Origin of the sequence: Microvirga ossetica (assembly GCF_002741015.1) — a bacterium.
Taxonomy (GTDB): domain Bacteria; phylum Pseudomonadota; class Alphaproteobacteria; order Rhizobiales; family Beijerinckiaceae; genus Microvirga; species Microvirga ossetica.
Window position 1 is genome coordinate 1,502,149 of the sequence record NZ_CP016616.1, and the last position, 19,826, is coordinate 1,521,974.

Genomic DNA, 19,826 nt, shown 5'->3' on the forward strand with positions numbered 1-19,826 from the left:
ATCATGTTTGAACGCAAAAATGAAAGAGCCCGATTCCTATCATCTCTGTCCGTCAGGAACATAGTCTCGACAGGGGGCAATAAACGACAATTAAGGATGAGGTTATTGGCGCTCAAGCTGGGCACTTTTGAGACGGAACCGTGGCCGTTCCGGCCCAGGCATCTTCAGACTTCTCTAACCGCGGCCGTGAATGATCGGCGGCAGGGCTTCTCTCCCCTGCGACATCGACAACGGGGAACGGCCTTCGGTCGAGGCACGTTCCGTTCCTGTGCGATAGGACACATCTGTATGGCCTCGGGCGTGGTGTTCTCCGAGCGTTGGGAGAATCGGTCAATGCGCTCCTCTTCGATTGCAATGATGTCGGGCATCATGATGGCCCTGGCTCTCGGCTCGGCCGCCCAGGCTCAGTCGGCCGATACCCGCATCGCGTCCATGCCCTTCGACGAATGCCTCGCGATCATCGACGAGGCGGCGCAGGAGATGGATGAGGAGCCGGTCAAGCTTGTCAGCACGAGCGACATGGTCACCGTCCGACTGAGCGCATCGGATGGCTTCGTCACGGTGTCCTGCGACCGCAGCAGCAAGCGGATGACTCTCACCAAGAGCCCGGTTCCGGCCGCCGCCGGCATGACGGCCTCGCGCTGAAGCTTAAGCGGTTTGCCCGAGCATAAAGGAAAACGGCGAGCCGAGGCCCACCGTTTCGCTGAGAGCGGAGCCGGTTTTCACTTCTTCCGGTTGTAGACGTCGAGGGACACCGCTGCGAGCAGCACGAGGCCCTTGATGACCTGCTGGTAGTCGATGCCGATGCCGAGGATCGACATGCCGTTGTTCATGACGCCCATGACGAAGGCGCCGATGACGGCGCCCGTCACCTTGCCGACACCGCCCGTCGCCGAGGCGCCGCCGATGAACACGGCCGCAATCACGTCGAGTTCGAAGCCGAGGCCAGCCTTCGGAGTCGCCGTGTTGAGGCGCGCGGCGAAGATCAGGCCGGCAAGCCCCGCCAGCACGCCCATGTTCACGAAAGTCAGGAAGGTCAGGCGCTCGGTCTTGATGCCTGACAGCTTGGCCGCCTTCTCGTTCCCGCCCAGCGCATAGATGCGCCGGCCGATCGTGGTGCGATTGGTCACGAACGCATAGAGCGCGATCAGCACGGCCATGATGACGAGGACGTTCGGCAGGCCGCGATAGGTGGCCAGAAGATAGCAGAAAGCGATCACGAGCACGGCCAGCAGCGCGTTCTTGAAGGCGAACAGGCCGAAAGGCGCCGTCTCGACGGCGTGCTTCAACTGGTTGGCGCGGCTGCGGAAGCTGAAATAGATGATCACCGCGACGCTTGTGGCGCCGAGGAACAGCGCGGTGTAGTTGAAGCCCTCGCCGCCGAAGACATCGGGAATGAAGCCCGAGCTCAGGCGCTGGAACACCACCGGAAACGGTCCGACCGACATGCCGCCGAGAAGCGCCAGGGTGAGCCCCTTGAAGACGAGCATGCCGGCAAGCGTGACGATGAAGGACGGGACCTTGAAATAGGCCACCCAATAGCCCTGCGCAGCGCCGATCATGCCGCCCACGATCAGACAGGCGATGGTGGTCGTGACAGGATCGATCCCCCACCGGACCATCATCATGGCCGCGAGCCCGCCGACGAAACCGACGATGGAGCCGACCGACAGGTCGATATGCCCGGCCACGATCACGAGCAGCATGCCGAGCGCCATGATGACGATGTAGCTGTTCTGCAGCACAAGGTTGGTGAGGTTGAGCGGCCGCAGCAGCGTGCCGTCGGTCACCACCTGGAAGAACAGCATGATGACCAGGAGCGACAGCAGCATGCCGTAATCGCGGAAATGGGTTTTGACGAATTCCATCCACGACGTCTTCTGCTGGGGAACGTGAAGCTCTTCAGCGGTTCTCGTGTCCATCTCAGCGTCTCCCGGACTTAACGATGGCGTGCATGATCTTTTCTTGAGATGCCTCGGCAATATCGAGCTCGGCGATCAGGGAGCCCTCGTTCATCACATAGATCCGGTCGCACATGCCGAGCAGTTCCGGCATCTCCGAGGATATCATGAGAACGCCCTTGCCGGCATCGGCCAGCCTGTTGATGATCGTATAGATTTCGTACTTGGCCCCGACATCGATGCCCCGGGTCGGCTCGTCCAGAATGAGGATCTCCGGGTCGGAGAAGAGCCATTTGCTCAAGACCACCTTCTGTTGGTTGCCACCCGAGAGATTGACCGTCTCCTGGAACACGCTGGGGCTGCGGATGCGCATCTTGGCCCGGTAGTCGTTGGCGACCGCCAGTTCCCGGATGTCGTCGACGACGAGGTATTTCGAGACGCCGTCGAGGTTCGCCAGCGTGACGTTCTTGCGGATGTCCTCGGCGAGAACCAGGCCGTAGGTCTTGCGGTCCTCGGTGGCGTAGGCGATCCCGTTGGAGACGGCCTTCTCCACCGAGCTCACGTCGATCTCCTTGCCGTGCAGGCTCACCCGGCCGGAAATGTTCTGGCCGTAGCTGCGGCCGAAGAGGCTCATGGCGAATTCCGTCCGCCCTGCCCCCATCAGCCCGGCGATGCCGACGATCTCGCCGCGCCGGATGTTCAGGTTGACGTTCTTGACCACCTGCACATGGTTGTGGAGCGGGTGATAGGCCGACCAGTTCTCGACCTGGAAGATCGTCTCGCCGATCTTCGGCTCGCGCTTGGGGTAGCGATCTTCCATGGTGCGGCCGACCATGCCGCGGATGATGCGGTCCTCGCTCACCTCCTCCGCCCGGCAATCGAGGGTCTCGACGGTGCCGCCGTCGCGCAGGACGGTGATGGAATCGGCGACCTTCGAGATCTCGTTGAGCTTATGGGAGATCAGGATCGAGGAGATGCCCTGCGCCTTGAACTGGAGCAGCAGGTTCAGAAGCGCGTCGCTGTCCTTTTCGTTCAGGCTTGCGGTCGGCTCGTCGAGGATCAGGAGCTTCACCTTCTTGGAGAGCGCCTTGGCGATCTCCACGAGCTGCTGCTTGCCGACGCCGAGATTGGTGACCAGCGTCTCCGGCGACTCGCTCAGGCCCACCACCTTGAGCAGATCCTTCGTGCGCGAGAAGGCCAGCGACCAGTCGATGATGCCGTATTCGGCCTGCTCGTTGCCGAGAAAGATGTTTTCCGCAATCGACAGGAGCGGCACCAGGGCCAGTTCCTGATGGATGATGATGATGCCGAGCTTCTCGCTGTCGGCGATGCCCTTGAAGCGGCGCTCCTCGCCCTCGTAATGGATCTCGCCGGAATAGGAGCCGTGCGGATAGACGCCGCTCAGAACCTTCATCAGCGTCGACTTGCCGGCGCCGTTCTCACCGACCAGCGCATGAATCTCGCCGGCCTTGACGGTGATGTTGACGTCGTCGAGCGCCTTCACGCCCGGGAACGTCTTGGTGATCCCTCGCATCTCAAGGATCGCATTCATCGCAGTACCTCGGGCACCGAGTATTCCAGAACGAGCATGGACCCTGCGCGGCTGCGCAGGGTCCAATCCTTGCAAGAACCAATTACTTGAACTGGTCTTCCTTGTAGTAGCCGCTGCCGACCAGAACTTCCTTCCAGTTCGAGGCATCGACGCTGACAGGCTTCAGCAGGTAGGACGGAACTGTCTTCACGCCGTTCTCGTAGGTCTTGGTGTCGTTGACTTCCGGCTGCTTGCCGGAGAGCACGGCATCGACCATGTTGACCGTGACCTTGGCGAGCTCGCGGGTGTCCTTGAACACGGTCGAGGTCTGCTCCTTGGCGAGGATCGACTTGATCGAGGGCACCTCGGCATCCTGACCGGTGATGACCGGCATCGGCTGCTTCGGCGTGCCGTAGCCCACGCCCTTGAGCGAGGAGATGATGCCGATGCTCAGGCCGTCATAGGGCGAGAGGACCGCATCGACGCGCTTGTCGGTGTAGAAGGCGGAGAGCAGGTTATCCATGCGGGCCTGGGCGACCGCGCCGTCCCAGCGCAGGGTCGAGACCTTGTCCATGCCGGTCTGGCCGCTCGCGACCTTGAGCTTGCCGCTCTTGATGTAGGGGTCGAGAACGGACATGGCGCCGTTGTAGAAGAAGAAGGCGTTGTTGTCGTCGGGCGAGCCGCCGAAGAGCTCGATGTTGAACGGGCCCTTGCCCTCCTTGAGGCCGAGCGCCTTCTCGATGTAGCCGCCCTGAAGCACGCCGACCTGGAAGTTGTCGAAGGTGGCGTAGTAGTCGACATTCTTGGAATTGCGGATCAGGCGGTCATAGGCGATGACCTTGATGCCCTTGTCGGCGGCCTGCTGAAGAGCATCGGACAGGGTCGTGCCGTCGATGGCCGCGATTACGAGAACCTTGGAGCCCTTGGTGATCATGTTCTCGATCTGGGCCAGCTGGTTCGGGATGTCGTCTTCGGCATATTGCAGGTCGACGTTGTAGCCCTTCTCTTTGAGCACCTTGACCATGTTGTTGCCGTCGTCGATCCAGCGCGCGGACGACTTCGTGGGCATGGCCACGCCGACCGTGCCCTTGTCCTGCGCCTGGGCGGCGCCGAGCAGGCCGAAGGCTCCAAGAGCCGCGGCCGCCAATGCGGTAGTGAGTGTCTTCAAGGTCGTTCTCCCTCTCGTCCATGCCCGGGCCGCTGACATGTTGCCCAGCGCATATTCGGTATTGTTCGTTCCAGGACTCGGGTCGGCTTGGGGCTGAGGACACAGGCCGCTGCCGCCCTCGAGTCTACTACAAAGGCAGAGCTCGCCATAGGGAAGCTCCGCCCTCCAATAGACCGCCAAAGTGGTAGACCCATCCCGAGCGGCGATAAATCATACTATAATACTAATTTCGGACAAGTGTTCGGCGCTGCTGAAAATGGCCACTCGCCCGCTAATCCACGCCGGAGAACGTGTGGATCTGGACGTTCGCCAAGGCGCTCTCCGCATGCTTGATCTGCACCCGCTCTGCGGCCTGCAGGATCAGGTTCGACATGGCATCGCTTGCAGCAGGCGGATCGCGCTGCTCGATGGCGTCGAACACGGCCTGATGCTGCTGCATGACCTCCTTGAAGCGCTCGTCGCTGGAGACGGGAGAGCTGATGGTGAAGGAGGTGGCAAGCGCCGCCCCGATGACCGACCCGATCGACTGCAGGAAGGGATTTCCGGATGCCTCCAGGATGGCCTGATGGAAGATCAGATCGGCTTTGGTGAAGCCCTGTCGGCTGGTCTCGCATTCGTACATCGCGCGAAGCCCGCGATGCATCGTGGCGAGTTGCTCCGGCGTGCGCCTCACAGCGGCTGTGGCGCAGGCGAGCGGCTCCAGCATCTGCCGGATCTCGAAAAGCCATCCCAGGAAGCGAGCATCGACGCCGACCTGAAGATGCCAATCGAGAATATCGGCATCGAACATGTTCCAGTTGTTGCGATCCAGAACCTTGGTGCCGACCTTGGTCTTCGACTCGATCAGACCCTTCGCGGCCAGGGTCTTCAACGCTTCGCGCAACGCCGTGCGCGAAACCCCGAACAGCTCCATCAGCTCCGCGTCGCCCGGCAGGGTGCTGCCGATGGGGAAGTGGCCCTGCATGATGTTCTGGCCGATCCCATGGGCGACGAGATCATGAGCCGACCGCGCTCTCGAAGGCCTATGGACGCCGTGTACCAAAACCATCTTCCTACTCTTTGAAACTTATCGTGTTCGAAGCGACGCCGCCGACAGTCCGCGCTGCAGCACGATGAATGCGAACAGCAGGGCACCGATAGCGATCTTTGTCCACCAGGAACTCAGGGTTCCCTCGAAGGTGATATAGGTCTGGATCAACCCCTGGATGAGCACGCCCACGAGCGTGCCGATGATCGTTCCATAGCCCCCCGTGAGAAGCGTGCCGCCGATGACGACCGCCGCGATCGTGTCGAGCTCGACGCCGGTCGCAGCCAGGGAGTAACCCGCGGATGTATAGAAAGAAAAGACGATTCCGGCCAAGGCTGCAAGGAAACTCGACAGCATGTAGATCCGGATCGTCGTCTTCCCTACCGGCACGCCCATCAGTTCCGCCGAGGTCCTGTTGCCGCCGAGCGCGTAGACATTGGCACCGAAGCGCGTGAAATGTGCCAGGACGATGCCGATCGCGAAGGTGATCAGCATGACGATGGCGATGAAGGTCAGTCTGCCGCCGCCGGGCAGCCGAAAGGCGATGTCAGTGATCTGGCCATAGGCCGGTGCATTGATCGGGATCGAATCCGTGGTGAGCACGAAGCACAGGCCGCGGGCGAAAAACATGCCCGCCAGCGTGACGATGAAGGCCGGGATCTGGAAGGTATGGATCAGGAATCCCATGCCCGCCCCGAACAACGCGGCGATCCCGAGGATGAGGACGAAGGCCAGATAGGGATTGAGACCGTATTTCTCGATCGTGACGGCCAGGAACACCCCCGTGAAGGCGACCACCGAGCCGACCGAGAGATCGATGCCGCCCGAGAGGATCACGAAGGTCATGCCGACGGCGACGATGCCGAGGAAGGCATTGTCGGTCAAAAGATTGCCGATCACCCGGGTCGAGGCAAAGCTCGGAAACTGCGCGAGGCAGATCAGGTAGCCGACGATGAAGACGGCGAGCGTGATGAGAACCGGAAGATGACGCCGGATCATGCCTTGGCCCTCCAGACCGAACGGACGGCCGACAGAACGGGCGATTGGGCGAGAAGCACGGCGAGCACCACGATGGCTTTCACGATGAGGTTGTATTCCGGCGGGTAGCCGCTCAGCAGGATGCCGGTGTTCATCGCCTGGATGATCAGGGCGCCGACGACCGAAAGGCCCAGGCTGAAGCGGCCGCCGAAGAGCGATGTGCCGCCGATCACCACGGCGAGGATCGCATCGAGCTCGAGCCAGAGCCCGGCATTGTTGGCATCGGCGCCGCGGATGTCAGCCGTCACGATCAGACCGGCAATGGCCGCGCACAGGCCGCACCACATATAGACGGCGATGGTCACGACCTTGGTGCCGATGCCGGCATAAGCGCTCGAGCGGACATTGGCGCCGATGGATTCGATGAAGAGACCCAATGCCGTATATCGCACGATGAAGTGGGTGATGATCAGCATCACGATGGCGATCACCACCGCCATCGGCAGCATCAGGAAGGAGCCGCCACCGATGGCGGCAAAGCCCTCGCTCACGAAGGTGATGATCTGCCCTTCCGTGATCAGCTGCGCGAAGCCACGGCCCGCCACCATCAGGATCAGCGTTGCCACGAAGGGCTGGATTTCGAGAACCGCAACGAGAAAACCGTTCCACAGGCCGCAGGCGAGGCCAACCCCTACGGCAGCGGCGAGCGCAACGGGCAGCGGATAGCCCTGCGCCGTCAAGGTCGCCGCCATCGCGCCGGCAATCGCCATGACGGCGCCGACGGACAGATCGATGCCGCGGGTGGCGATGACGAGCGTCATCCCCAGAGCGAGGATGGCGACCGGAGCGCCGCGGTTCAGCACGTCGATGAGGCTGCCGAAGAGGCGCCCGTCCTGCAGGCGCAGGGCGAAGAAGTCGCGGAAGACGAGCCAGTTGACGAGAAAGACGATGAGGAGCGCAGCAACCTGCGGAAGCCCCTTGGGAAGCGTGCGCGGAACATTGGCCTGGATCATGCCGCTCATTCAATGGCCTGCGATGGTTGTCATGATGGTATCGGCACTGACCTCGTCGCCGGAGAGTTCACGCACGTGCTTCCGGTCGCGCAGAACGACGACCCGGTCGCTGTAGGAGGCGATCTCCTCAAGCTCCGACGAGATGACGAGAAGGGCAAGCCCGTCCTCGCACAGGCGCTCGATCAGGCGGATGATCTCGGCATGGGCGCCGACGTCGATGCCGCGGGTCGGCTCGTCGAGAATGAGGAAGCGCGGCTCGGTGGCAAGCCAGCGCGCAAGCAGCGCCTTCTGCTGATTGCCGCCGGAGAGAAGGCCGATGGGCTTTTCCGCATCCGGCGTGCGGATGTCGAGAAGCTTGATGAAGCGGTCCGCGATCTCGTCCTGCCTGCGCTTCGGGAGCAGGCGCAGCCACCCGCGCTGCGCCTGGAGCGCCAGGATGATGTTTTCCCGCACCGAGAGTTCCGCGACGATGCCCTCCGTCTTGCGATCCTCGGGCGTGAACCCGAACCGCAGGCGCGCGGCATCTCGCGGCGTCGCGATGCGCACGGGCTTGCCGTCGACGAAGGCCTGGCCGCTGTCGGCACGCTCGATGCCGAAGACGAGCTTCGCCGTTTCCGTACGGCCGGAGCCGAGAAGGCCCGCGAGACCCACCACCTCGCCGGGACGGACCGCCAGATCGAACGGCTCCAGGAGGCGGCGTTTGCCGTAATCCTTGAACGCGACCAGCGGCTCGCCGGTGACGGCTTTGCGCTGGTTGCGGTGGAGCGCTTCCGCCGCGAGCTCGCGGCCGAGCATCATCGATACGAGCTCGATGCGCGGCAGTTCGGAAATCGGGCGCGATCCGACGAGGCGCCCATTGCGCAGCACGGTGATCCGGTCGCAGACCGCATAGACCTGGTCGAGGAAGTGGGTGACGAAGACGATGCCGATGCCGCGGCTCTTGAGATCCCTCAGGATCTTGAAAAGCGTCTCGACCTCGTGCGCGTCGAGGCTCGCCGTCGGCTCGTCGAGGATGAGCACCTTGGCCGAGAGATCGACGGCGCGCGCGATGGCGACGATCTGCTGGACGGCCACCGAGTAGGTGCTCAGGGGATTGGCGACGTCGATGTCGAGGCCATAGCCTGCCAGAAGCTCCTCGGAGCGGCGGCGCATCTCGCCGGTGCGCACGAGGCCGAAGCGGTGCGGCTGACGGCCGATGAAGAGGTTTTCCGCCACCGACAGGTTCGGCAGCAGATTCACCTCCTGATAGACGGTGCCGATGCCAAGCGAGAGCGCGTCGGCCGGATCGCGCGCGTTGATGTCCTGCCCGTCGAGGCGAATGGTGCCGGCATCGCGCTTGAACACGCCCGTAAGCACCTTGATCAGCGTCGACTTGCCGGCGCCGTTCTCACCCAGGAGACCGTGGATTTGGCCGGCATGCAGGGTGAAGTCCACATGGTCGAGGGCCTGCACCCCCGGAAAGCCCTTCGTGAGGCCTCTGATCTCAAGCAGCTGAGGCTGTTCCGTCGTCGATGGCATCACGTCCTCGCGGGCCTATACGCGAAGCAGCAGGCGGTCGCCCGCCTGCTGCCCTGAAGCTCGAAGATCTCAGTAGAGGTCCTTGCGCTTGTCGTATTCGGCCTTTGCCGTCTCGGGTGTGTAGACCTTGGATTCCGTCTGGATCCACTTCTTGGGCGCCGTGCCGTCCTTCTTGAAGGCCGCGAGCGCATCGAGCGCCGGGCCCGCCATGTTCGGCGTCAGCTCGACCGTGACGTTGGCCTCGCCATCGGCCATCGCCTTGAAGATATCCGGCACGGCATCGATGGAGACGATCTTGATGTCCTTGCCCGGCTTCAGGCCCGCTTCCTTGATCGCCTGGATGGCGCCGATCGCCATGTCGTCGTTATGCGCGTAGACGGCGCAGATGTTCTTGCCGCCGCCCTCGGCCTTGATGAAGCTTTCCATCACTTCCTTGCCCTTGGTGCGGGTAAAGTCACCGGACTGGGTGCGGACGATCTTCATGCCGGGGTTGGCCGCGACGACCTGATCGAAGCCCTTCTTGCGGTTGATCGCCGGGCTCGAGCCGACGGTGCCCTGAAGCTCGACCACGTTGCACTTGCCGCCGGTCTCCTTCGCCAGCCATTCGCCGGCTACCTTGCCCTCGTACACGGTGTCGGAGGTCACGGCGGTGAGGTAGAGCGACTCGTCCTTCGTATCGATGGAACGGTCGAGCAGGACCACCGGGATCTTGGCGTCCTTGGCCTCTTTGAGAACTGCGTCCCAGCCCGTCGAGACGACCGGCGCGATGAAGATGGCGTCGACGCCTTGGGCGATGAAAGAGCGCACGGCGCGGATCTGGTTTTCCTGCTTCTGCTGTGCGTCGGAGATCTTGAGATCCACGCCACGCTTCTCGGCCTCGATCTTCGAGACCTTCGTCTCGGCGGCGCGCCAGCCGGATTCCGATCCGACCTGCGAGAATCCAATGGTCATTTTGTTCTGAGCGTAAGCGGCGCCTGAGGACAACATCAGCGCGGCCATGCCGATAGTCGTCAGAAGATGACGGGCCTTCATGAGATTCTCCCTAAATTTGTCGTTGCTCTTCGACTTTAGCAGCCTTATCAGCTGCCTATTAGTACTATTATATGAATCAAATTGAGCGCCTATTCAACCAAAGTCGTGGATGAGGCCGCTGGAAACGCCACAATGTTTCAAGGACAAGACAATGAGCGATGACGAAAAGCGCCAGTTGCGCAGCCAAGCCTGGTTCGGGCGCCAGGACAAGATGGGCTTCTATTACCGCTCCTTCCTGAAGAACAGCGGCTTCCCCCAGGATCAGTTCGAGGGCAAACCCGTCATCGGCATCTGCAACACCTGGTCCGAGCTGACCCCCTGCAACGCCCATTTCCGTACCATTGCCGAGCATGTGAAATACGGCGTGCTCGATGCCGGCGGCTTTCCGCTCGAGTTTCCCGTCTCGTCCCTCGGCGAGGTGACGATGCGGCCGACCGCCATGCTGTTCCGCAATCTCGCCGCCATGGACGTGGAGGAGGCGATTCGCGCCCATCCGCTTGACGGCGTGGTCCTCCTCATGGGCTGCGACAAGACCACCCCTGCCCTGCTCATGGGCGCGGCCTCCGCCGATCTGCCGACCGTCGGCGTGTCGGGCGGACCGCAGCTGCGCGGCGTCTATCGCGGCAAGTATATCGGCTCGGGCACCAACATCATCTCCATGAGCGAGCAGCTGCGCGCCGGCGAGGTGACGCTGCAGGAATTCCACGAGGCGGAAGGCGGCATGAACCGTTCCGCCGGGCACTGCATGACCATGGGCACCGGCTCGACTATGGCCTCCATGGTGGAAGCGCTGGGCGTGGGCCTGCCGGAGAACGCGGCGATCCCCGCAAGCGACGCGCGGCGCAACCACCTCGCCCGCATGGCCGGGCGTCGCATCGTCGACATGGTGCACGAGGATCTCGTGCTCTCGAAGATTATGACGCGTCAGGCTTTCGAGAATGCGATCCGCACGCTCGCCGCCATCGGCGGCTCGACCAACGCGGTCGTGCATCTTCTCGCCATGGCCGGGCGGTGCGGGATCGACCTGACCCTCGAAGATTTCGACAGGCTCGGACGCGACATCCACTGCCTGGTCGATCTCATGCCCTCCGGCCGCTTCCTCATGGAAGATTTCTACTATGCCGGCGGCCTGCCCGTCGTGCTGCGCACGCTGGGCGAACGCGGCCTGCTCCACAAAGATGCGCTCACCGCAAACGGCAAGCCGATCTGGGAGAACGTGAAGGACGCGCCCTGCTGGAACCGCGAGGTGATCACCACCTTCGAGGAGCCGTTCAAGCCGGAAGCCGGCATCGCGATCCTGAAGGGCAACCTTGCGCCGAACGGCGCGGTCATCAAGCCGTCGGCGGCTTCGCCCGAGCTGATGCAGCATACCGGCCGCGCGGTCGTGTTCGAGACCATCGAAGATCTGCACCACAGCATCGACGACGACGATCTCGACATCGACGAGACCTGCATCATGGTGCTCAAGAATTGCGGCCCCAAGGGCTATCCGGGCATGGCGGAAGTGGGCAACATGCCCCTGCCGCAGAAACTGCTCAAGAAGGGGATCCGCGACATGATCCGCATCTCGGACGCACGCATGTCCGGAACGGCCTACGGCACCGTGGTGCTGCATGTCGCCCCCGAGGCCGCCGCCGGCGGGCCGCTGGCGCTGGTGCAGAACGGTGACCTGATCACCCTCGACGTGGCAGCGCGTAGCCTGCATCTTCATGTGGAGGCCGAGGAAATGGAGCGCCGGCGCGCCGCCTGGGTTCCGCCGGAGCCACATGCGACGCGAGGCTATGCCAAGCTCTATATCGACCATGTTCTGCAAGCCGACAAAGGTGTCGATCTGGACTTTCTCGTCGGACGCACGGGCTCGCCCGTTCCACGAGACAACCACTGACCGCGACACTCAACGATATTGAAGGGAGAAACCATGTCCTTATCCGGCAAGACGTCCACGCGCCCCTATCGCGGCGTGTTTCCAGTTGCCCCAACGATTTTCGATGACGGCGGAAAGCTCGATCTCGAAGGCCAGAAGCGCGCCATCGACTTCATGATCGATGCGGGATCGGACGGCATCTGCATCCTGGCGAATTTTTCCGAGCAGTTCGTTCTGACCGACGGCGAGCGCGAGAGCGTGATGACGACCGTGCTCGATCATGTGGCGGGCCGGGTTCCGGTCATCGTCACGACGAGCCACTTCTCGACCGAGATCTGCGCCGAGCGCAGCCGGCGCGCCGAAGCCGCCGGTGCGTCGATGGTCATGATCATGCCGCCCTTCTTCGGTGCGACGCTGCGGGTTTCCGAGGCCGGGATCTACGACTTCTTCCGCAAGGTCTCCGATGCCATCGGCATTCCGATCATGATCCAGGATGCGCCCATGGCCGGCACTCCCCTGTCGGCGCCCTTCCTGGCACGCATGGCGAAGGAGATCGCCAACGTCTCCTACTTCAAGATCGAGATCGCCGGCACGGCCGCGAAGCTGCGTGATCTCATCGCGCTTGGGCAGGATGCCATCGAAGGGCCATGGGACGGCGAGGAAGCGATCACGTTGATAGCCGATCTCGATGCCGGCGCCACCGGCGCCATGACAGGCGGAGCCTATCCGGACGGCATCCGCCAGATCATCGACCCCTATTTTGCCGGCGACAAGGAAAAGGCTGCGGCGGCCTATGAGCGCTGGCTGCCGCTCATCAATTACGAGAACAGGCAGTGCGGGCTTCTGGCCGCCAAGGTGCTCATGAAGGAAGGCGGCGTCATCCGGTCGGAAGCGGTCCGTCATCCGCTGATGCCGCTGCACCCGGAAACGCGCAAGGGCCTGATCGAGGTGGCGCGCCGTGTCGACCCGCTGGTGCTGCGCTGGGGGCGGTAAGCCGGCGACGAATCGGAGTCCTTTTGCCGCGGGCTCGCAAGGCCCGCGGCCTTTTTGTCTCAAGGCGTGCCGCATTCGGGTCAAGGTTTGCTGGTGGAGTGCTGCTTTCCGGAAGAGTGGGATGCCCTCAGCGTCCGAGGCTCCCGGGAACCGAATGTCATGTGGGATGCTTTCGTCCCTGACACAGACGCACAGCGTACCTGCGTAACCCACCCTCCCCGCCTTACAAGGAACGACGATGCCCGCCAGACATTTAGGCCACACTCCGCCCGAGCGAGCCAACGAGCTGTTCGACAAAATCCTTGCGACCTCAGACGGTGCAGCCAAGACGCGCGAGCGTCTGCTGACGGATCTGAGAGACGAGCTGGAACTTCTTGCCAATCTGCAGGAGCAGCACCTGTTTCCGATCCTGCAGAAGCATGGGATGCAGGATCTGCTGGACGGCGCCATAAGCGACAACAAGGAGACCGGATCGCGTCTTGCTGAACTGGACGCGATGCCGAAGAACGGCAGCGAGTTTCTCGGCAAAGTCGACGAGTTGAGGCGCACCTTCCAGAAGCACATCCGCGACGACAGGAAGGAGCTTCTTCCGGCGATCCTTCAGGTTCTCAGCGCGGAAGAAGCCCAGGCGGTGGCGGATAAGGTCGAGGACGAGGTGGCAAGCTTCGACGAAGCGAGAGAGCCCGAGCTCGACGGGCAGGCTCACGATCTCCGGACGGTGCCCGAGGGCGTGGTCGAAATCATTCATGCGGGAACGGAAAGTGCCCAAGCCGTGACCTTCGGCGTGCACGACATTTCCCGGGAATGCCTTCGCATGTCGCATAGGCGCCTGCAGACCAACATCGATGGCTGGACCAGACTCTCGCAGTGCCGATCCCTGCAGGATCTCGCAACCGTGCAGATCTCGCTCCTCCAGGATAACCTTGAGCAGACTCTCAGCAACGGCGCGCGCCTCGCGGATCTTGCCGTTCAGCTCACCGAAACAACCGCCTGGAAAGCTGCGCCTGGAGCCCAGAAGACAACACCGCATTCCCGGGACTTCGCCTGAACGGCATCCCGGAGCGTCGCAGCAGCGGATCTGCTGCGCCTGAACGTCGATGGACAGCCTCAGTGGGGGGCCTATATCAGACCTGTCCCCCACCGAGGCACGTTTCATGCCCGAGATAGACGAAGAGCCGGCTGACGACCTGGAAGATTTCGAGGCCACGGGAAAGGTCAATTTCCGCGACTATCCCAGTTCCGGCCTCGTGGTCATCGCGGCCCTCAGTTCGGGGCTCGGCTTCATGCTGTACAAATGGCTGGGCCGGAAGCGCCGGGCGGGACAGGCCGGACCCGCCGATGGCGAGACGAACGCTCCTACAGTTACCGAGGAGCCCGGCAGCAAGTCGTCCTGAGCCGGGCCGGAAACGGCTCCAACTTTTCCTTACGTGCTGCAGCGCACTGTCTTCCTGGTCAACCGAGGGTACTCTTCGGACATTAACAGGAGGTTCACGTGGCACACGGTGCTATTTCCTTCGTTCTCGGCATTATCGCTCCCGTCGCCCTGGTGAGCTGGCTGCTCGTTCTGCACTGAGATGCAGGGGCAGCGAACGCCTCCTTCTGCCCGGCTGGCGATGACGACCCTCGAGGTCGGAGATTAATCTGAAAATCGGAATTCAGCCCTGCTTCCGTAACGGAGCGTTTACGTTTCGGGAGCAGGCTCGTGAGGTGCCTGACTGGCACGGTCCTCCCTCGATGGTCGCGAGCGCGGCCCACCTAGAGCGCCAACGGATGGGGCGCTCTTTCTTTGACCGCTCCACCGGGCAGCGCATCGAAACCTCTCCAGCCTCCGGCCGAATCCCTCATCCCCCAACCCATCGCCTTTTCGAGGCGTCGAGATGGATCCGCATCGCCGCCTGCGCCAGAAGCGAGTCCGATGCCTCCAGCGCGGCGTAGACCGCCTCATGTTCCGCAAGCGCTGCGCGCCAGCTCTCGCGGCTGTCGAACCGGACGCTGAGATGGCTCGAAATCGGGCTATGGCGCTCGTCGAAGAGATCGCGAACGATCCGCAGGAGCACCGAATTGCCGGACAGGCCCGCAAGAATCAGGTGGAACTGGCGATCCTGATCGAGCGGATCGCGTCCCTTCGCGATATCGGCCCGCATCGCCACGATCGTCGTCTGAACGGCGTCGAGGCCCTCGCGGGTCATCCGTGCGCAGGCCAAGGCGACGACCGTTCCCTCGATGGCCGCCCGCGCATCCATCAGCTCCGACGGACTTTCCCCCATCGACCGCGTCAGGCTCTCCGGCCGCTCCTCCGGCATGCAGACATAGATTCCGGAGCCGGACCGGATCTCGACGCTGCCGTCGATCTCGAGCGCGATGAGCGCTTCCCTTAAGGAGGGACGCGAGACGCCAAGCTGCTGGGCGAGATCCCGCTCAGCGGGAAGGCGGTTGCCGGGCGGAAAGGCCCCTTCGTGGATCAGGCCTCGAATGCGGTCAGCCAGATGCTGATAGAGACGCCTGGGCTCCATTGGCTTGACCTGCGACATAGAACGGCAATCCGACCACTCTAGAATTGGCCTGACCATAGGCTTCCACTTCGAACCTTGCAATGAACGATAAGCGCTTTTCCTGTGCCTTGACCGAACGGTCATTCGGGCCTTATTCCTATTGACGCTTGAATTGGCCTGACCAATTTCAACATCGTCAGAACCCTGCTTAGAACGGGGCCATTCTGAATAATCGGGAGGGAAGAAACGTGTCGCTCCTCGTCCTGCAGGATGTCGGGAAGGAATTCGGCGCCATCCGCGCCTTGTCCCACGTCAATCTCACGATCAAGCCTGGCGAGGTCGTCGGCCTCATGGGCGACAACGGCGCCGGCAAGTCGACGCTGGTGAAGATCATCGCGGGCAACTTCCCGCCGTCGCATGGCCGGGTCCTGTTCGAGGATCGGGAGGTTCACTTCACCAGGCCGATCGACGCCCGCTCCGTCGGGATCGAGGTGGTCTATCAGGATCTGGCTCTCGCCGACAACCTGACGGCAGCGGCCAACGTATTTCTCGGACGCGAATTGCGGCGCAAGGTCGGCCCGTTCTCGTTTCTCGATCATGCAGGCATGAACCGGCGGACTGCAGAACTCTTTCGCGAGCTCAAGTCCGAGACGCGCCCCGACGATGTGGTCAGGGCGATGTCGGGCGGGCAGCGGCAGGCGGTCGCGATCGCCCGGACGCGGCTTGCCAAGGCCAAGCTCATTCTCATGGACGAACCGACCGCGGCGATCTCGGTCCGTCAGGTCGCCGAGGTCCTCGACCTTATCCGCCGTCTCAAAGATGCCGGCATCGCCGTCATCCTGATTTCGCACCGCATGCCGGACGTCTTCTCGGTCTGCGAGCGGGTGATCGTGATGCGGCGCGGCACCAAGGTCGCCGACAAGCCGATCGCCCAATCGAGCCCCGAGGAAGTCACTGCGCTGATTACGGGCGCCAAGGAAGCCGCGTGATGAGCGAACTCTCCCCGGCAACCGGCACCGAAACGGACACCTTTTCGAATGTGGGGCGCACACGCTGGTGGCGTCGCGGATTCTTCGCAAGCCAGACCGCCTATGTCGCGGCAGCTCTCATCGCGATCATGATCGTGATGTCCTTCCTGAGCTCGGCCTTTCTCAGCCCGGGCAACCTGGCGAACGTCGCCAAGAACTTCTCCTTCGTCGGCATCGTGACGCTCGGCGTTACGCTGGTGATCGTCACCGGCGGCATCGATCTGTCCGTCGGCTCGACCATGGCGCTCTCGGCCATCACCTGCGCCATCGTCATGCAGGCATTGAGCGGCACGGTCTTCGACGGCATTCCGCTCGCCGGCATGATCGTCTCGCTCGGCGCCGGTCTCGGTGTGGCGCTGCTGATCGGCCTTGCCAACGGCCTGCTGATCGCACGCGTTGGCTTGTCACCCTTCGTGACGACGCTCGGCATGCTCTCCATCGTGCGTGGCCTCGCCTATGCGGTCACCGAGGGGCGCGGACAGGCGCCGACCGGTCCCGATGTGGATCTCTTCTACGGTATCACCGACGGCAATCTCGCCGGCATTCCTGTCGCCGTCATCTATCTGCTCGTGCTCGCCGCGATCATGGGCGTGGTCCTTCATCACACGGCGTTCGGACGCCACGTCTTCGCGCTCGGCGGCAACGAAAAGGCTGCGGCGCTGACCGGCATCGCCGTGGAGCGGGTGAAGATCGCCGTCTATGCGATCTCCGCACTCGCCGCGGGCTTTGCCGGCATCCTGATGGTGGGCTGGCTCGGCTCGGCCCCGGCCAATCTGGCCACGGGTTACGAACTGACGATCATCGCCGCGGCTGTCATCGGCGGCGCCAACCTCAACGGCGGCATCGGCGGACCGGCGGGCGCGGTGATCGGCGCTCTTCTCATCGAGGTCATCCGCAACGGGCTCGTGCTCGCGGGCATCAATGCGTATTGGCAGATCGTGCTGGTCGGCGCGATCATCATCCTCGCGGTCCTCGTCGACCGCCTGCGGACGCTGCGCATGACATCTTGAACGCCGTTATCGGAGGCGGAACGCTCGCGCCTCGACAGCGGATCCAGAAAACCGGTCGGCAGAAGCCGGTCACGAGACCCCAGCCATGGGGCCGCAATCACCCAGGAGGACGACATGATGAAACGCCTGATCCTTGCCGCCGTCGCCGTTGCGGCGCTGACCGCTCCCGCAGCGGCTCAGACCCTCAAGTTCGCCATCGTTCCGAAGGCGATGAACAACCCCTATTTCGACCTCTCCCGCGACGGCTGCATCAAGCGCGCGAAGGAACTCGGCAACATCGAATGCATCTACAAAGGCCCTGTCGAGCATGAGCCGGCAAGCCAGGCGCAGATCATCCAGGATCTGATCAGCCAGAAGGTCGACGGCATCGCCATCTCCGTCTCGGATGCAGCAGCAGCCGTGCGCGTGATCAAGGCTGCGCGCGATGCCGGCATTCCGGTCATCACCTTCGATGCCGATGCCCCCGCCTCCGCGCGCCAGGCGCATGTAGGCACCGACAACCGCGCCATGGGGCGCGCGCTCGGCGAGGAGCTCCTGAAGCTGCGGCCGGAGGGTGGCAAATACGCCATGGTGTCCGGCGGTCCTGCCGCCGCCAACCTGAAGGACCGCGTCGAGGGCGTGCGCGATGCGTTGAAGGGATCCAAGTGGACGGAAGTGTCCGGCTCTCCCACCTATTGCAACGACGATCTCGCACTCGCCGTGCAGCAGATGCAGGACCTGAAGACCGCCAATCCGGACCTCGCCGCCATCGTTCCCGTCGGCGGCTGGCCGATGTTCGTTCCCGAGGCCTACAAGAGCTTCGTGAACAAGAACAAGAGCGCCATGGACCAGGGCAAGTTCTCGCTCGTGGTAGCGGATACCCTGAAGGTGCAGCTCGAGCTCCTGCGCGACGGCTATGCCAATGCGCTCGTCGGCCAGCGCCCCTACGAGATGGGCGAGAAGGCCATGGACATCCTGCTGCAGCTCAAGAAGGGCGAGAAGGTCCAGGACATCATCTATGCCGGCATCGACCGGGTGACGAAGGACAATGTCGGATCGATGCTGAAATAAGCTGCCCTCGCGCAACGACGACGTCCCGGAAAGAGTCATCTTCCGGGACGTTTTCTTTTGCGTGCATGGGAGCGGCTGTTTCGTTCACCGGCCCGACGCGGTTCGCAATGCGCTGAACGTGTAGATGGCAAGAGCGATCCAGATCAGACCGAAGGCGATTGCATCGATCCATCCGAAGGCCTCGCCATAGACCAGAACGCCAAGTGCGAGCTGACCCGACGGCGCGAGATATTGCAGCAGCCCGACGGTCGAAAGCTTAAGGCGCTGGGCCGCAGCGGCGAACCAGATCAGCGGCGCTGCCGTGCTCAAGCCCGTCAGGACGAGAAGCAGATCGAGGCCCACATCGCCTCTGAACATGACGGAGGTGCCATCCACAAAAGTGAGGACCAGATATCCCAGCGCCAGGGGCGCGAGCAGCAGCGATTCGATGCAGAAGCCGATGAGAGGGGCGACCGGCACGATCTTCCTGACGAGACCATAGCAGCCGAAGCTGCAGGCGAGCGCCAGCGCCACCCAGGGCATCTCGCCGGACGCGACGGCCAGGGTGAGCACCCCGATTCCCGCAAGCAGGCAGGCCGCGATCTGCATCGGATTCAGCCGTTCGCGGAGAAACAGCACGCCCAGCACGACATTGATGAGCGGGTTGATGAAATAGCCGAGGCTCGTCTGGACGAGATGGCCCGAGTTCACGGCCCAGATATAGATGAGCCAGTTGATGGCGATCAGCCCGGCGGAGACGGACAGCAACAGAACCCGCTGGCGCGAGGCGAAGGCCTCGGCGAGCTTGTCCCCCTGCCGGAAAGCGGCAATCAGGCCGAGCGCGAAGACGCTCGCCCAGACGATGCGATGCGCCAGGATCTGCAGGGTGGGCACGGATGTGAGAAGCTTGAAGTGGAGCGGCACGGCCAAGCCCCACATGAAGAACGCCGCCAGAGCATAGAGGACGCCGCTGCTCGCACGACGCGCCTCGACAGCGTCCTGTTCCGATCCTACCACGATATCCGCCCCCGCATCCCCGATCCCGGCGCTCCGCCGCCGAGCGTCCCGACGCGCCCGTTTCCTAGTTCAATCGACGGGCAAGAGATACCCTGCGGAAGAGGGAATCCTGTCAGTACCTCCACGCTGCGAAGGCGCTAAGACTGGACGCGCGGCAGAATATGACGTGATGGCTGGAGCGTGGCGTAATCAAGCTGACCGACACTCCTTAATCAGGAAACCTCG

General features: G+C 62.9%; 18 protein-coding genes. 8 read left to right on the forward strand and 10 right to left on the reverse strand.

Annotated features, from left to right (window positions below; genetic code table 11):
- Positions 1-333 precede the first annotated feature (333 nt).
- Entirely contained in the window at positions 334-645 is a 312-nt protein-coding gene (locus BB934_RS07085) for a hypothetical protein (RefSeq protein WP_099509009.1), read from the forward strand.
- A gap of 77 nt (positions 646-722) precedes the next feature.
- On the opposite strand, the gene mmsB is transcribed toward BB934_RS07085, so the two are convergent.
- From mmsB to ytfQ, 8 genes are all read right to left on the reverse strand, one after another.
- The gene (gene mmsB, locus BB934_RS07090; RefSeq protein ID WP_099512674.1) at positions 723-1,868 is read right to left on the reverse strand and encodes a multiple monosaccharide ABC transporter permease; all 1,146 of its coding nucleotides are present in this window, start codon (positions 1,866-1,868) and stop codon (positions 723-725) included.
- Between the two features lie 55 nt (positions 1,869-1,923).
- Positions 1,924-3,453 carry a multiple monosaccharide ABC transporter ATP-binding protein gene (gene mmsA, locus BB934_RS07095; protein ID WP_099509010.1) on the reverse strand — a complete coding sequence of 510 codons (1,530 nt, stop codon included), beginning with the start codon at positions 3,451-3,453 and terminating at the stop codon, positions 1,924-1,926.
- 82 nt (positions 3,454-3,535) lie between these two features.
- A complete protein-coding gene (gene chvE, locus BB934_RS07100) occupies positions 3,536-4,600 on the reverse strand; it encodes a multiple monosaccharide ABC transporter substrate-binding protein (RefSeq protein ID WP_099509011.1) in 1,065 nt (354 codons plus the stop codon).
- A 271-nt stretch (positions 4,601-4,871) separates the two neighbouring features.
- Positions 4,872-5,648, reverse strand: coding sequence for a FadR/GntR family transcriptional regulator (locus BB934_RS07105; RefSeq protein WP_099509012.1), 777 nt, complete (start codon positions 5,646-5,648; stop codon positions 4,872-4,874).
- Between the two features lie 18 nt (positions 5,649-5,666).
- Positions 5,667-6,626 (reverse strand): galactofuranose ABC transporter, permease protein YjfF, encoded by a 960-nt coding sequence (yjfF, locus tag BB934_RS07110; protein ID WP_099509013.1) that lies wholly within the window; start codon positions 6,624-6,626, stop codon positions 5,667-5,669.
- Positions 6,623-7,627 carry a galactofuranose ABC transporter, ATP-binding protein YtfT gene (gene ytfT / locus BB934_RS07115; protein ID WP_099509014.1) on the reverse strand — a complete coding sequence of 335 codons (1,005 nt, stop codon included), beginning with the start codon at positions 7,625-7,627 and terminating at the stop codon, positions 6,623-6,625. The genes yjfF and ytfT overlap by 4 nt, the downstream gene beginning before the upstream one ends.
- On the reverse strand, positions 7,628-9,136 hold the full coding sequence (gene ytfR, locus BB934_RS07120; RefSeq protein WP_099509015.1) for a galactofuranose ABC transporter, ATP-binding protein YtfR: 1,509 nt from the start codon (positions 9,134-9,136) through the stop codon (positions 7,628-7,630).
- Positions 9,137-9,205: 69 nt separating this feature from the next.
- Complete coding sequence (gene ytfQ / locus BB934_RS07125) at positions 9,206-10,168, reverse strand: galactofuranose ABC transporter, galactofuranose-binding protein YtfQ (RefSeq protein WP_099509016.1); 963 nt, start codon at positions 10,166-10,168, stop codon at positions 9,206-9,208.
- A 151-nt stretch (positions 10,169-10,319) separates the two neighbouring features.
- Here ytfQ and BB934_RS07130 point away from each other — a divergent pair, with 151 nt between their 5' ends.
- The 4 genes from BB934_RS07130 to BB934_RS07145 all read left to right on the forward strand — a co-directional run bounded on the left by BB934_RS07130 (position 10,320) and on the right by BB934_RS07145 (position 14,419).
- Positions 10,320-12,053: an IlvD/Edd family dehydratase gene (locus BB934_RS07130; protein ID WP_099509017.1), complete on the forward strand. Its 1,734-nt coding sequence runs from the start codon at positions 10,320-10,322 to the stop codon at positions 12,051-12,053.
- Positions 12,054-12,086: 33 nt separating this feature from the next.
- The gene (locus tag BB934_RS07135; protein ID WP_099509018.1) at positions 12,087-13,025 is read left to right on the forward strand and encodes a dihydrodipicolinate synthase family protein; all 939 of its coding nucleotides are present in this window, start codon (positions 12,087-12,089) and stop codon (positions 13,023-13,025) included.
- Between the two features lie 238 nt (positions 13,026-13,263).
- The gene (locus BB934_RS07140; protein ID WP_099509019.1) at positions 13,264-14,073 is read left to right on the forward strand and encodes a phasin family protein; all 810 of its coding nucleotides are present in this window, start codon (positions 13,264-13,266) and stop codon (positions 14,071-14,073) included.
- A 106-nt stretch (positions 14,074-14,179) separates the two neighbouring features.
- Positions 14,180-14,419, forward strand: coding sequence for a hypothetical protein (locus BB934_RS07145; protein ID WP_099509020.1), 240 nt, complete (start codon positions 14,180-14,182; stop codon positions 14,417-14,419).
- A gap of 447 nt (positions 14,420-14,866) precedes the next feature.
- Here BB934_RS07145 and BB934_RS07150 read toward each other — a convergent pair whose 3' ends face one another.
- Complete coding sequence (locus BB934_RS07150; RefSeq protein WP_099509021.1) at positions 14,867-15,556, reverse strand: FadR/GntR family transcriptional regulator; 690 nt, start codon at positions 15,554-15,556, stop codon at positions 14,867-14,869.
- Between the two features lie 209 nt (positions 15,557-15,765).
- Here BB934_RS07150 and BB934_RS07155 point away from each other — a divergent pair, with 209 nt between their 5' ends.
- From BB934_RS07155 to BB934_RS07165, 3 genes are all read left to right on the forward strand, one after another.
- Positions 15,766-16,506, forward strand: a complete 741-nt coding sequence (locus BB934_RS07155) for an ATP-binding cassette domain-containing protein (protein ID WP_099509022.1) — start codon at positions 15,766-15,768, stop codon at positions 16,504-16,506.
- Positions 16,506-17,555, forward strand: a complete 1,050-nt coding sequence (locus tag BB934_RS07160; RefSeq protein ID WP_099509023.1) for an ABC transporter permease — start codon at positions 16,506-16,508, stop codon at positions 17,553-17,555. The genes BB934_RS07155 and BB934_RS07160 overlap by 1 nt, the downstream gene beginning before the upstream one ends.
- Before the next feature lie 117 nt (positions 17,556-17,672).
- Positions 17,673-18,605: a sugar-binding protein gene (locus BB934_RS07165; protein WP_099512675.1), complete on the forward strand. Its 933-nt coding sequence runs from the start codon at positions 17,673-17,675 to the stop codon at positions 18,603-18,605.
- A gap of 84 nt (positions 18,606-18,689) precedes the next feature.
- On the opposite strand, the gene rarD is transcribed toward BB934_RS07165, so the two are convergent.
- The gene (rarD, locus tag BB934_RS07170) at positions 18,690-19,601 is read right to left on the reverse strand and encodes an EamA family transporter RarD (protein ID WP_418294732.1); all 912 of its coding nucleotides are present in this window, start codon (positions 19,599-19,601) and stop codon (positions 18,690-18,692) included.
- Positions 19,602-19,826: the final 225 nt, after the last annotated feature.

What these genes read in the sequence shown, in the direction of transcription:
- BB934_RS07085 (WP_099509009.1), top strand. Translation starts at nt 334, where the DNA reads ATGCGCTCCTCTTCGATTGCAATGATGTCGGGCATCATGATGGCCCTG.
- mmsB (WP_099512674.1), bottom strand. Translation starts at nt 1,868, where the DNA reads ATGGAATTCGTCAAAACCCATTTCCGCGATTACGGCATGCTGCTGTCG.
- mmsA (WP_099509010.1), bottom strand. Translation starts at nt 3,453, where the DNA reads ATGAATGCGATCCTTGAGATGCGAGGGATCACCAAGACGTTCCCGGGC.
- BB934_RS07105 (WP_099509012.1), bottom strand. Translation starts at nt 5,648, where the DNA reads ATGGTTTTGGTACACGGCGTCCATAGGCCTTCGAGAGCGCGGTCGGCT.
- yjfF (WP_099509013.1), bottom strand. Translation starts at nt 6,626, where the DNA reads ATGATCCGGCGTCATCTTCCGGTTCTCATCACGCTCGCCGTCTTCATC.
- ytfT (WP_099509014.1), bottom strand. Translation starts at nt 7,627, where the DNA reads ATGAGCGGCATGATCCAGGCCAATGTTCCGCGCACGCTTCCCAAGGGG.
- ytfR (WP_099509015.1), bottom strand. Translation starts at nt 9,136, where the DNA reads ATGCCATCGACGACGGAACAGCCTCAGCTGCTTGAGATCAGAGGCCTC.
- ytfQ (WP_099509016.1), bottom strand. Translation starts at nt 10,168, where the DNA reads ATGAAGGCCCGTCATCTTCTGACGACTATCGGCATGGCCGCGCTGATG.
- BB934_RS07130 (WP_099509017.1), top strand. Translation starts at nt 10,320, where the DNA reads ATGAGCGATGACGAAAAGCGCCAGTTGCGCAGCCAAGCCTGGTTCGGG.
- BB934_RS07135 (WP_099509018.1), top strand. Translation starts at nt 12,087, where the DNA reads ATGTCCTTATCCGGCAAGACGTCCACGCGCCCCTATCGCGGCGTGTTT.
- BB934_RS07140 (WP_099509019.1), top strand. Translation starts at nt 13,264, where the DNA reads ATGCCCGCCAGACATTTAGGCCACACTCCGCCCGAGCGAGCCAACGAG.
- BB934_RS07145 (WP_099509020.1), top strand. Translation starts at nt 14,180, where the DNA reads ATGCCCGAGATAGACGAAGAGCCGGCTGACGACCTGGAAGATTTCGAG.
- BB934_RS07150 (WP_099509021.1), bottom strand. Translation starts at nt 15,556, where the DNA reads ATGTCGCAGGTCAAGCCAATGGAGCCCAGGCGTCTCTATCAGCATCTG.
- BB934_RS07160 (WP_099509023.1), top strand. Translation starts at nt 16,506, where the DNA reads ATGAGCGAACTCTCCCCGGCAACCGGCACCGAAACGGACACCTTTTCG.
- BB934_RS07165 (WP_099512675.1), top strand. Translation starts at nt 17,673, where the DNA reads ATGAAACGCCTGATCCTTGCCGCCGTCGCCGTTGCGGCGCTGACCGCT.